Source organism: Okeania sp. SIO2F4 (assembly GCF_010672385.1).
GTDB lineage: Bacteria > Cyanobacteriota > Cyanobacteriia > Cyanobacteriales > Microcoleaceae > Trichodesmium.
In genome coordinates this window covers 1-12,642 of the sequence record NZ_JAAHGT010000185.1, presented here as the reverse complement: position 1 = coordinate 12,642, position 12,642 = coordinate 1, and the positions used below count along the sequence as shown (strand labels likewise).

Sequence of the window (12,642 nt, the reverse complement as noted above, 5' to 3'; positions counted from 1 at the left end):
CGGTTGGACTACCGCTCAATGGCTGTGGTAAATCGATGATTGATATCGAGGATCAGCAAGTCTCATTCGTGAGTTTGGGAAGCCCACATCATAATCTCTGATTTGATGTGGGAGTAGTCACAAAGCCTCTTCTCTTAGTAATAAAATAGGACAAATTATTTTCGACCACCCTTTTACCCTCTTTGAAAACCCGAATCTTGAGCCTTATGATTGTCCCTTTGATGATGAAGGTATGCCAACTATGCTCAAAACCTTTATAGAAGCAGACACAGTCAAAAACTTTATATTGGGAAAAAAAATGTGCTGCTCTTGCCGGATGCAAGTCCACTGGCAATAGTTTTATAGATGGACTATCTCAACCTGCTCCTTGTTTAGTAAATTTGAGTATCAGTCCTGGGCAAACTTCTGACAGTAAATTGATTAGTAATATAAAAGAAGGTTTAATAGTAGCTCAGGTATTAGTAGCGGGTCAATTAAATCTACTAGCCGGATAATTTTATGTTAATTTAGCTTGAGGTTATAAGGTAGAAAATAGTCAAATAAAAGAGATAGTTTAAAGATACAATGATGACTGGTAATATTTTTGCAGCATTTGAAAATTTAGTATATATTGGCAATTTTCCCGATTTAGCTAGTGGTGGTTACTATTTACCATCTATGCTTATTTCAAAAATTAGGTGTAGCAGCAAGGTAGGCTTAGATATGAAAGTTCTCAAAGTTATTTTTATTAGTTTTTTAGCAGTTTTACTACTGAGTGGATGTGTTCAATATGAAGTGGGAATAAATTTTCAGAGTCAAACCCATGGTGAGATTGTACAACATATTAAACTAGCAAAGAAGTTACGCAATTTTAGTCGTGAGATAGTTTCTGATTGGTTAAAAAGTGTAGAAAATAGAACTTATGAGTTAGAAGGAAAAACTAAAAGAATATCTAGGCAAGAAGTTGTAGTTACAATTCCTTTTAATAATGGTGCTGAGTTGGAAGAAAAATTCAATAGTTTTTTTCAACCTATAGATTCAGTAGAATCTCAAGATTATTCCCCAGAAATAGTAGCAGATTTACCAAAATTAGCATCTCATATTGATGTGAAACAGAATAATTTTTTTGTGGCATTACGGAATAAATTGAGTATGAATTTAGATTTGCGATTATCTACATCTAATAGCAAAGTTGCAGTTAATCCAGGTGAGTTATTAGATGTGGAGTTTCAGTTAATTACACCTTGGGGTTTTAGTGACATCGAATCAAGTGAAAATAATACAATATACTATCAAAGTGACCAGGAAATTATCTGGAAACTCAAGCCAGGAGAATTAAATTCATTAGATGTAGTATTTTGGATTCCTAGCCCCATAGGAATAGGTGCAATTTTAATCAGTTTATTTGTTTATCTAGGTATAGCTTTAAAATATCAAATATTACCTGCTTTAGGAATAAGTAAAAACTCAATTAACTGACATTAATGTGGATATTAAGCTGCTGTAAGGGATCGTGTAAAAATAAGTTCTACAAATTTTATCTGAAATAGATTGTGAAATCTAGCTTCCATCAAAAAAACTGTAATGGTTATTCTTACACGACTCCTAAACTTAAACCGTACTATAAATTAGCCAATTAGCAGTGAGGAATTAGCTGATAGCTTAACTTCTTTTTTCTATTTTCAGAACATGTGTTTCCTTCTCCCGTTATCTGTTTGATTCCCCCAAGAAATTATATTGGCTTATTGTTGTGTTTTTAAGTAAAATTTGAATGAGTATAGTCACTCAGATAGTTGCTTAATCAAGATATGATTTACAATACAAAATATATTGCCAATTTATAGCTTTCATGTATAAACTAAATATTGACCATTCAAGCATAAGTTGAAACAAAAACAATGAAACCGATAAACTTTTTGCTGATTTTCTTAGTTTGTTTAGCGTTAGTTATATTCAGCTTACAAAATACCCAACTAACAACTATCAAACTTATTGAAGGTATTGAGTTAGAAGCTCCATTATCTGTAGAGCTTGTAATTGCCACAGGATTAGGAGCAGTTCTAGCATGGCTATTCAACTTATGGTCAAGAGTGCAAAATACCATAGGAAGTTTCGGACAAATGCGAGAAATTCGTAGCAGAAATAAACGCATTCAAGAATTACAAGAAGATGTAGAACGCTATGAAGAGGAACTAAAACAAAGAGCTAGTTTGCCAGCATCAGAAACTTTGTCCGAGCTAGAAAAATCTACTGAAGTAGAAGCTTCTAAATAAAAGTAGAATTAGTTCAGTTATGACTTTTTATTTCATTGGGTACTTGTATTTGAATCATACTAACCTTTACTATCCTTAAATTTTTCACTCTCAATAATCCCACACTTATCAGAAAGTGTGGGATTCCAGACTAACTAATTTCCAGGATAGTCTGATAATTATTGATATTTAAAAGTACACTAAAGTAGAGAAAAAAACTACGGCTATGACAATTGGAGTTCCCCAAGTTTCAGAAACCCTTTCAGAAGGAATAGCCCTATTAACAAACCTCGCAGAAAAAGGAGAAATTAATCCTTGGGATGTCCAAGTAATTGAAGTAATCGATCGCTACTTAAGTAAACTTACTCCTGAATCAAATATTTCTGCAAGTGACGATTTTGCCAATTTATCTCAGTCAGGTCAAGCATTTTTGTACGCATCTATATTAGTATGGTTAAAAGCAGATCATCTGGCTAATTCAGAATCATCTGAAAATAATTCAGAGATATGTGAAATAGTACAAATACCAGAAGCAGAAAATTTTGAAACACCAAGAATACCACTAAAACTAGAGCAACAATTACGTCGTCGTGCTGTAGCTCCCTCCCCGCGTAAACGTCGAGTCACCCTTCAAGAATTAATTGAGCAGTTACAACTGATTGGAACTGCTATAGAAGATAGAAAAACACGGCCTCGTATTCGCAAAACCAGCTCCAAAGCAAGAGCGCAAGCGGCGAAAGTTATTGCAGAATTAGCTCACCAGGAAAATTTAGTAGAAACAGCTACTGACCTAGAACAGTTTCTTCTAGAAAAATTACCAGATACCAGTGAAGGTTGCTTAGAATTTGAGCATCTTTTAGAATTATGGTCTTCAGCATTACAGTCTAAAGCTGAAAAAGAAAACCAAAATCAACATCAACATACTAATGTCCCAGTAAATTCCGATCGAGTAGGTGCATTTTGGGCATTACTCCTGCTTTCTGCTCAGTCTAAAGTTGAGTTATCCCAAGAACAATTTTACCAAGAAATCAAAATCCGTGCTCTTTCATCAAGTTCTCAGGAACAAAAGGTTTCAGAGTAGAAATTTAATCCCTCAAAAAATAGCATACTATAATAGTCTACATTTGCAATTTCTATAATACTTTGGTAAATAGTGGCGAAAATTAATTTACACTCTTGCTTGGTAGAACTTCAGTTATCACTAGGGAAATTTACAAAACCTCAAAAGTTTTTCATCCAGTAAAAATATTTTGGTTTTTTAATATCAATGCATTGAGTCATGCCACTGATTTATTTATTTTTGGCTCAAAACCCTGAATTATTTCTTTCTAGAACGGCGTTGCTTAAGTAATACCGTTTCACGGAAGTAAAAAGTAAAAAGTAAAAAGTTAAAAGTAAGATTTTATAGACTTGAAACTTCGATACCACAAGAATTTCCTGAAATTATTTCACATTTAAAATTTGCAATTATTTGTGACATCTTTAAACTGAATTGATATAAGGTATGACAATTCAACTAGTGGTAAATTTTCAGCTAAAACAAGAGTGCAAATTGTACCTATTTATTCCTAATTTAGTCAGAAAAAACTCCTGTATACCTACTGAATCCTGACTCCTGACTCCTTTGAAATCATACATTTATTCAGCAACCCCTCTAGAACTTTCTAATTAATTAAAATTAAAACCATTGAATTAAGAATTAAAAAATATCTCAGAAAAATTTTATTCTGCCGTATCTCTAGATATAAACTGGAAATATTTGTCTAGCAGTACAGATATTTACCCATAACATCAAAATTTTGTTATATAAAAATTGATCGATATACCTTTAAATAGGGAAAGTGAAAAATTATCTCTCTGTTTAACTGAGGTTTTAACGGAGTTGGTATTGTGAGTTGAGAACATAGATAATAAGTATTTTAGTATTTTTGGCATTTTTAAGGTGGAGGAAACCAAAATGAAAGCCATGATTCTGGCCGCAGGTAAGGGAACTCGTGTTCGTCCAATTACTTATCGCATTCCTAAACCAATGATTCCTATTCTGCAAAAACCAGTAATGGAATTTTTGGTAGAGTTGCTTCGTCTACATGGTGTTGAGCAAATCATGGTCAACGTTAGCCATTTAGCAAAGGAAATAGAGGACTATTTTCGCGATGGTCAAAAGTTTGGGGTAGATATTGCTTATTCTTTTGAAGGACGAATTGAGGATGGAAACTTGATTGGGGAGGCACTGGGTTCTGCTGGTGGTATGAGGCGAATTCAAGACTTTTATCCTTACTTTGATGATACTTTTATAGTCCTTTGTGGTGATGCTTTGATAGATTTGGATTTGACTGCAGCACTCAAATGGCACAAAGAAAAAGGATCGATGGCTACTGTAATTATGAAATCTATTCCTCGGGAAGAGGTTTCTAGTTATGGTGTTGTAGTGACAGATGAAACAGGACGAATTAAATCTTTCCAAGAGAAGCCAAAAGTTGACGAAGCTCTGAGTACCAATATTAATACTGGTATTTATATTTTTGAGCCAGAAGTGCTCGATCATATTCCGTCTGGTGTTGAATTTGATATTGGTAGTCAGTTGTTTCCCAAGTTGGTGGAGATAGGTGCGCCTTTTTATGGCGTGCCAATGGATTTTGAATGGGTAGATATTGGTAAGGTGCCGGATTACTGGCGAGCAATTAGAGATGTACTTCAGGGGCAAGTTAAAAATGTTTCTATTCCTGGTAAAGAGGTATCTCCAGGAATTTATACTGGCTTGAATGTCGCAGTTAACTGGGATAAGGTGGATATTGAGGGACCTGTTTATATTGGTGGTATGACCAGGATTGAAGATGGAGCCAAAATAGTTGGACCTACTATGATTGGTCCGAATTGCTGGATTTGTAGTGGTGCGACTGTTGATAGTAGTGTTATTTTTGAGTATTCTCGTTTGGGTCCAGGGGTTCGCCTTGTGGATAAGTTGGTGTTTGGCCGTTATTGTGTAGATAAGACTGGAGCATCTATTGATGTTCAAGCTGCTGCCCTTGATTGGTTAATTACTGATACTCGTCATCCTTTCCCTTCTGCTCCTCCTGCAGAACATGAAACAATTAAGGATATTTTGCAGCAAAATGGGGGGTGATTCAGTTATCAGTTATCAGTTATCAGTTATCAGTACCTCCTAGCTGTTGCCAGAGACTTGAAATACTGAAATTTTTTTTCATCCCTCTTGAAAGGCTATCCCTTATGCAGATTAGTTGGAAACTTTTTCCTATTTCTTTTTTTCTAAAAGTTATAAATAAGAATCCCACCACAGGGGTTAATGCGGATTAGTTGGAAACCCCGTTAATAAAACAGCGGGGTTTTTTCCCCTCATTTGGATTTGCGGGATTAATAATTCCAAGGGTTTAGAGACCAAACGCCTACAGACCTCATCCTTGTAGTTAGAATTAGAGATTAGAGGTGCTTGAGAAAATAAAATTACTATTGCGATATGGAAATACTCAGAAAATTTCTCGCCACACTCTGAGTCTGAGGTGCTTGAGAAAATGAAATTACGATTGCCATTGATATTTTTTTGACTACTCTCATTTATTGCTCTAGGGATTAATATTTTTGTATAGTAATGCTTATACTTCAATACGGTTCAGTTAAGACGAAAACTCCTATGATATAGAACCATTATATAGGCTTTTCAAGCTACAAAACTGCAAAAAAAATCCTTAACTAAACCGTATAGTCCTATACTTAAGGTATGGAACGAAAAGATAAGCGTCCTCAATCAACCTTAAACGCTTGCTAGACGACCAAACCATAATCTATATTCTAGATTAAAATTAAAGACAGAGGATTCAAATTTGTCCAAAGTTCAAAAAGTTAAGAATAAGTTTTTGTGAAAAAAAGGGAAGAAGTATTATGTTATGGAACAGTTTAACTGTAAATGGAACAGTTTAACTTTAAGGGGATATTTACCTAACACAGGTACTTATAGTGCAAAGGTGTATAGTAGTTCGGCGATATTCCCGTATGCATATCCGATGGATAATGTGCATAAATGCGAATTGGTATTGGGTTCTCCTGTTTATTTTCAATATATGATCGAAATACCAGGTGCAGTACCAGAAGCTGAAGGAACGTTCAATTTACCAGAAGTTACCATAGAAGCTGGAATAGATAGATGATGAAACCATGGGAAGTAGTCTAACAACCTATGGAAATGTTATCTATAACACAATATATTACCCAGAAGGATACACAACGTACCAGAACATCGAAATCAAAGATAAGTATGTGGATAATGAATACATAATTAGAGAGAGATGGGATCGCTACTATAATAAAGGACAATATGGAGAGGTTATAGCAGAAATCACATTAAGCTCACAAATGACACCGGGAGAAGCGATCAAGGAAGAGGAAGAAGCCTGGATGAGCAGGAGGTTGGATATAATACGCAAGGTTAAGGGAAGTAAAAACTGAAGTAGCACACTAGCTCGTTGGATTAAAAAGTCTAGGCTGCAAGGCCGAAACTTACAATCCATGGCCTGGAAAAGTTTATCTACCCTACCAACCCATAACTAGGGTTTGCTGAATAAATCTAAAAAACTTACACAGTAATGATTTAAGGCATTTTTAATCATAAATTGTACCCAATTTTCAGCTAAAATACACTAAAAACCAGTAGACCGACACAGCCAAAATGGTGCAATAGGAAATTCGCCAAGATAAGTGGTTATTGCCACAATGGCAAATCCAATGCAGAGTTTTAGGTGAAACAGTCCACTACTAGACTTTTTCAGCAAACCCTAATTACTTAAATAAGTGTAACTACTGAGACTACTCTCATAATTTTGTAGCAGCATTCGCGACTCTTTAAGAGTAATTTTTTCTTCTTGTAAAGCTTGCTCAGTTTGACAACGAATACTTTCAACTAAACCATCAGAATTATATTGAACATAATTTAATACTTCTGTCATTGTGTCGCCTTTAACAACATGTTCAATTTTGTATCCTGAAGGGGTTAATTTAATATGCACAACATTAACATCACCAAACAAGTTATGGAGATTACCCATTATTTCTTGGTAAGCACCTCCAAGAAACATTGCTAGATAGTAAGGTTCAAATACAGAAGTAATTTCTGTAGCAGAATTTTCTGATTTTTGAATAGGAGAATATTGGGAAGATTTATTAGTAACTTTCAGAGCATGTAATTCTAATAATGACTTGACATCTCGCAAATCAATAAATTGCTCAATTTTTCCATCACTATCGCAGGTAAGGTCGGCTAATATAGCTCTTTCTGTAGGTTCTTCATCTAACTGATGAATAGGCATAATTGGAAATAATTGATTAATCGCCCAACTATCAGGAGCAGATTGAAAGACTGAAAGATTAATGTAGTAAATAGATGCCATTATTTTTTCTAGTTCTTCTAAATCATCTGGCACATATTCAGAGTCTTTTAGTATTTCTTGAATTTTCCGAAAACATCCCCAATATAGTTGCTCTACTTTTGCTCGTTCAGTAATACTCAGATATCCAAAATTAAACAAACTAATAGATTCTTCTTTGAATTGAATAGCATCGTGATATGCTTCCTGATAATTATTTTTGCTGATAGATTGATAAGTTTCATAGAGATTTTGCAAAATTAAATGTTCATCTTTACCAATAACTGGTGGTTCTTCTTTCGGAACTTGACTAACTCCTAATACATCAAAAATTAGAACTGATTGATGGGATGCAACTGCTCTACCACTTTCACTAACTAATATTGGTGGTAATATATTTTTCTCTTCACAAGCTTCTTTAACTTCTGCCACAATATCATTAGCGTAGTTCTGCATATCATAGTTTTTAGAAGCATAAAAATTTGTTTTAGAACCATCATAATCAATAGCTAAACCACCCCCTACATCCAAGTATTTCATATTTGCTCCTAGTTGAGCTAATTCCACATAAATTTGACTTGCTTCTCTAATAGCATCTTTAATCACACTAATTGAAGAAATTTGTGAACCAACATGAAAATGTAAGAGTTGTAAAGAATCTAAAATACCCGCACTTTTTAACTGATTAACAACTTGAATTATTTCCGGAATATTGAGACCAAATTTTGCACGATCGCCTGTAGTTCCTGCCCAACGACCGATACCTTTAGTGCTTAGTTTTACCCTAACTCCTACTACAGGTTTAATATTTAGTTTTCGACTAGCTTCTATCACTAATTGTACTTCTTCTACCTGTTCAATTACAATTATTGGTGTTTTTCCTAATCTTTGAGCTAGCATTGCTGTCTCAATATATTCTCGGTCTTTATAACCATTACAAATTATTAGTGCATCAGTCGTATTCAAAGTAGCTATAGCAATTAATAATTCAGGTTTTGAACCTGCTTCTAAACCAAATTTATGAGGTTTGCCAAATTTAACTACTTCCTTTACTAACTGACTATTTTGATTACACTTTACAGGGAATACACCTCTATATATATTCTTATACTTATAACGAGCAATCGCTTTAGAAAAACAAGCATTTAACCGTTCAATTCTATCTTCAAGAATATCGGAAAATCTAATAATTAATGGGAGTCCTATATTTCTTTGTTTAATAGATTCAACAAGTTCATATAGGTCTAAAGAACCTCCTAAATCACCTTTAGGGGAAACTGTAACGTGACCAGCAGAATTAATCGAGAAATAAGGGTTACCCCAGCCAAGTATTCTATATAGTTTCTCACTATCTTCTATTGTCCATGATTTTTTTTGTTCAGACTTGATATGATTAATTTCTGTTTCATCTGTTTTATGTGTTTGAGAGGTATTAGTTAATGATCTATGATTTGGAGTCTCTGAAGAGTTTTGATTTATAGTTGACTGTAAATCCATTTTATGTTTTAATTCCGATAGACTAAATTTGAGATAATTTTAACTTAATTAGTATGAGTGTAAGTGCTATACAAAAAAACTATAGCGCTATACTTTTAACTATGGTTTGCTTTGTGTTATCAAGTATTACGATTGAACTAACTTTTTAATATACTAAACTGCCAGATAATTTTGACTTAATCAGTATCCGTAAAAGTTCCAGCTCAAAAACTATAGCGCTATAGTTGAAGTAGAATTTACTCTTGATTGTAGAATATTACGATTGAACTAACTTTTTAATATACTAAACTGCCAGATAATTTTGACTTAATCAGTATCCGTAAAAGTTCCAGCTCAAAAACTATAGCGCTATAGTTGAAGTAGAAGTTACCACACAGCAATCCTATTTTATTCATGTCAAAAATCTTGCCACGTTTTAGAAATAGGTGTGAAGGGAATGATTAATGGTTGAAGCTTTCGGAGTTTATTTCTAGTTTTTGAATTGTTACAACCTATTTAGGATTGCTATATATTGTATAGTATTACGATTGAGCCAACTTTATTAATATAAAAAACTGTCAGATAATTTTGACTTAATCAATATCTGTAAAAGTTCCAGCTCAAAAACTATAGCGCTATAGTTGAAGTAGAATTTGCTCTGTATCGTAGAGTATTATAATTAAGCTAACTTTTTAATATACTAAACTGTCAGATAATTTTGACTTAATCAGTATCCGTAAAAGTTCTAGCTCAAAAACTATAGCGCTATAGTTGAAGTAGAATTTGCTCTGTATTGTAAAGTATTACTATTGAGTAAATTTTTGAGGAGTATTAGTTTGGAACGCACCTTTATAGCGATTAAGCCCGATGGTGTCCAAAGAGGACTTGTAGGCCAGATTATCAGTCGCTTTGAAACAAAAGGTTTTACCCTAGTGGGTCTAAAAATTATGAGTGTAAGTAAGGAACTAGCTGAAAAACACTATGAGGTTCACAAAGAAAGACCATTTTTTCCAGGCTTAATACAATTTATTACATCTGGCCCTGTAGTAGCAATGGTTTGGGAAGGTGAAGGGGTTGTGGCATCTGCGAGAAAAATTATTGGGGCAACTAATCCTTTGAGTGCTGAACCTGGTACAATTCGTGGTGATTATGGAATTAGTGTTGGCCGTAATCTAATACATGGTTCTGATGCGATTGAGACTGCTCAGAACGAAATTAGTCTTTGGTTTAAAGAGGAAGAGTTAGTATCATGGCAGCCTACTTTAACCACCTGGATTGTTGAATAAATAGAGAAAATTTTTCTTGTCTGAAATACCTATTAGTTAGCTCTCTAAATTAGGGAGCTAACTCTTTTAAGACTATAAACTATACTTCAATTTATATAGTTAATTTTAAATTTTTCTTTCCCATATAGGGGAAGTATTTGTTAGGAAAATTTTCTAAATAAGTATAGTGGTCCTCAGCAGTCAGGAGAATTACAGAGGATGCAGGAGGAAGAATTGTCGCTCGATTTTTCCGCCCTTGTTTGCTCAAAATGCTCAAATTTTGAGCAATAGGGAGAGAAAAGCTGGCACTTTTTTCGTATGAAAAAGGCTAAAGGATTTGCATATCAAGGATTTTAGAGTTAATTAGCAAGCCCTAGGTTGCTCCTAAGACAAGGGCGATCAGTGGCAAACTCCACAGCTAATACCAATTATCACGCATTTTTGCTACATATCCTTGTCAGAGGTAGATGGGGAGATCATGAAGATAGACTGATGGGGAAATGGCAAGCAAATACACCATTAATATTGAGAAATATAGCAAAGAAATAGTTAGTTAGGACAATAGTAAAAGGTAAAACGAAACGGTTAACACATAATAGGGAAAAAAAAATGTCCTAAGTATCCCTTTCCCTGCTCTGGTATAAATACCAGAGCAGGATAGTATGGAAGAAGGAAAAAAATTAATGTTTGTTTCAAGTTGTAACAGTTATAGTATGTAAATTTGCAACTTATGGTTAGAATATGGAAAATTAACTACAAACATAAGGAGTTTTGAACTATGCCTTTATCTGATACCCAAGTATTGGTTGCTTTAGTAATTGCTCTAATCCCAGGAATCTTAGCATTCCGACTTTCAACTGAGCTGTACAAGTAAAATACTGTCAATTATTAAAACCTAACATCTAAATCTGTCCTAACAGTTACTCCTTAACACAATAAAATTTTGGCTTGTTGGCAAAGTCAAGTATTATTGAAAATTTACTCAGGTAAAAACTGTTGGGGCAGTTTTTTTTATGGAATACTGATTCAAAAAATATATCTGTATGTGAAAATTTAGGTAATTAAAAAATAAGACCAAATACTAACTCCAAGGATTCAGGTGCAGGGGTTGACAAAATCATCCTAATTACTCAGAGATAGGAATGAGAGATAATTCGTGAGAACGCGTACGAACTGCCAAGGAAAGCGATATAGCTGCCGCACTTGCTCCGCCAACGCCTGAATAAATCAAGAACAGAGCGACCTTGAGCGCGACAAGACTGTATCACACTCAACAATGTTGCCAAACGACGAAATCCAGACCAAGAGCGAGAACCACCAGCCACTTTACGCTTGGTGAGTGCCAAACGCAATGACCTTTCTGCCCGATTATTATCGGGAGGTACTTGGGGATGATCAAGGAAATACCGCCATTGATGAGATTTGTCCCTCAAGGACTTCAACAACAGCCCCGCCACATGATCTGCTTTGGCACTCCAAGTCGAAATTGCCTGTTTAACCCTCACCTTGAAAAATTCGGCCCAAGAAGCATAAGCAGATGCTTCATGAGTCTCACGCCATTGACGATGTTGAGTAAAGGCTTCATCAATCAAGGAAAAAAATGTTTCTCCCAAAGCTTTCTGATGGGGTTGCTTCAGACGAGTTACTTGGTGAAAATTTTGTCGTAGATGAGCCAGACATTTCTGCTGGGCTACTACTGGATAGCCATTGTAGATACTAAAATCGTCATAACTCAGCACTCCCGAAAAACTTTGACCAAGTAGATACTCCAGTTCGGCTCGTGAACGAGTATCTCCGGCATGAAATAAACTATATTTCTCGGATGATATTACCCATATCCATTCTTTAACTCCTCTTACCAACCACGGGGATTCATCCACATGAATCTGAGGCCATTGTTTTTACCCACTCTTTTAACTCTTGTACTTGTGGGGTTACAGCCTCGGCTACTCTACGAGTGATGGCTTCCAAGGTTCCTAAACTTACCTCTATTTTCCCAAACTCTGCCAACCATTCTTGCTGTTTTTCATAGGACAAATGGCCGTAGTGTCCCAACCATACCAGCATTCCTTGTAGATTTGTCGACAAGTCCTGTCCGGGAATGATCTCTTCGGGTAACTCCCCTGATACTTGCTCTCCGCATTGGCAACAAAATCGACCCACTTGTTGGTATTCAAAGATTTCAATTGGACGTTCTACCAGTCGGGCTACTTGGTAATTTCTGGTAGTTGTTCCCCTTGTTTGCCAGTGATTTCCTCCACATACTCGACATATGCACGGGTTCCACTACTTGGA

The 12,642-nt window shown here is 35.1% G+C and carries 12 protein-coding genes and 2 pseudogenes; 11 read left to right on the top strand and 3 right to left on the bottom strand.

Annotated features, from left to right (window positions below):
• Positions 1-133 precede the first annotated feature (133 nt).
• The 8 genes and pseudogenes from F6K22_RS42055 to F6K22_RS14090 all read left to right on the top strand — a co-directional run.
• A pseudogene (locus tag F6K22_RS42055) lies at positions 134-337 on the top strand (metallopeptidase TldD-related protein); the annotation flags it as partial.
• Positions 309-494, top strand: a pseudogene (locus tag F6K22_RS42050) (metallopeptidase TldD-related protein); the annotation flags it as partial. The pseudogenes F6K22_RS42055 and F6K22_RS42050, both read left to right, overlap by 29 nt.
• 70 nt (positions 495-564) lie before the next feature.
• Positions 565-1,458, top strand: coding sequence for a DUF3153 domain-containing protein (locus F6K22_RS14115; protein WP_293098612.1), 894 nt, complete (start codon positions 565-567; stop codon positions 1,456-1,458).
• Between the two features lie 419 nt (positions 1,459-1,877).
• Positions 1,878-2,252, top strand: coding sequence for a LapA family protein (locus F6K22_RS14110; protein ID WP_293098610.1), 375 nt, complete (start codon positions 1,878-1,880; stop codon positions 2,250-2,252).
• A gap of 205 nt (positions 2,253-2,457) precedes the next feature.
• On the top strand, positions 2,458-3,312 hold the full coding sequence (locus F6K22_RS14105) for a segregation/condensation protein A (RefSeq protein WP_293098608.1): 855 nt from the start codon (positions 2,458-2,460) through the stop codon (positions 3,310-3,312).
• An 876-nt stretch (positions 3,313-4,188) separates the two neighbouring features.
• Positions 4,189-5,355, top strand: a complete 1,167-nt coding sequence (locus F6K22_RS14100) for a nucleotidyltransferase family protein (RefSeq protein WP_293098606.1) — start codon at positions 4,189-4,191, stop codon at positions 5,353-5,355.
• A gap of 778 nt (positions 5,356-6,133) precedes the next feature.
• A complete protein-coding gene (locus F6K22_RS14095; protein WP_293098603.1) occupies positions 6,134-6,394 on the top strand; it encodes a hypothetical protein in 261 nt (86 codons plus the stop codon).
• 7 nt (positions 6,395-6,401) lie between these two features.
• A complete protein-coding gene (locus tag F6K22_RS14090) occupies positions 6,402-6,692 on the top strand; it encodes a hypothetical protein (RefSeq protein ID WP_293098601.1) in 291 nt (96 codons plus the stop codon).
• A 326-nt stretch (positions 6,693-7,018) separates the two neighbouring features.
• Here F6K22_RS14090 and speA read toward each other — a convergent pair whose 3' ends face one another.
• Positions 7,019-9,103, bottom strand: a complete 2,085-nt coding sequence (gene speA, locus F6K22_RS14085; RefSeq protein ID WP_293098598.1) for a biosynthetic arginine decarboxylase — start codon at positions 9,101-9,103, stop codon at positions 7,019-7,021.
• A gap of 815 nt (positions 9,104-9,918) precedes the next feature.
• Here speA and ndk point away from each other — a divergent pair.
• From ndk to psaM, 3 genes are all read left to right on the top strand, one after another.
• Positions 9,919-10,368 carry a nucleoside-diphosphate kinase gene (ndk, locus tag F6K22_RS14080; RefSeq protein WP_293098596.1) on the top strand — a complete coding sequence of 150 codons (450 nt, stop codon included), beginning with the start codon at positions 9,919-9,921 and terminating at the stop codon, positions 10,366-10,368.
• A 381-nt stretch (positions 10,369-10,749) separates the two neighbouring features.
• Positions 10,750-10,896, top strand: coding sequence for a hypothetical protein (locus tag F6K22_RS14075; protein ID WP_293098594.1), 147 nt, complete (start codon positions 10,750-10,752; stop codon positions 10,894-10,896).
• A gap of 229 nt (positions 10,897-11,125) precedes the next feature.
• On the top strand, positions 11,126-11,221 hold the full coding sequence (gene psaM / locus F6K22_RS14070) for a photosystem I reaction center subunit XII (RefSeq protein WP_071525264.1): 96 nt from the start codon (positions 11,126-11,128) through the stop codon (positions 11,219-11,221).
• A 256-nt stretch (positions 11,222-11,477) separates the two neighbouring features.
• Here psaM and F6K22_RS14065 read toward each other — a convergent pair whose 3' ends face one another.
• Positions 11,478-12,227 (bottom strand): IS66 family transposase, encoded by a 750-nt coding sequence (locus F6K22_RS14065; RefSeq protein WP_293098591.1) that lies wholly within the window; start codon positions 12,225-12,227, stop codon positions 11,478-11,480.
• Positions 12,220-12,435, bottom strand: coding sequence for a transposase (locus F6K22_RS14060; RefSeq protein WP_293098589.1), 216 nt, complete (start codon positions 12,433-12,435; stop codon positions 12,220-12,222). The genes F6K22_RS14065 and F6K22_RS14060 overlap by 8 nt, the downstream gene beginning before the upstream one ends.
• Between the last annotated feature and the right edge of the window lie 207 nt (positions 12,436-12,642).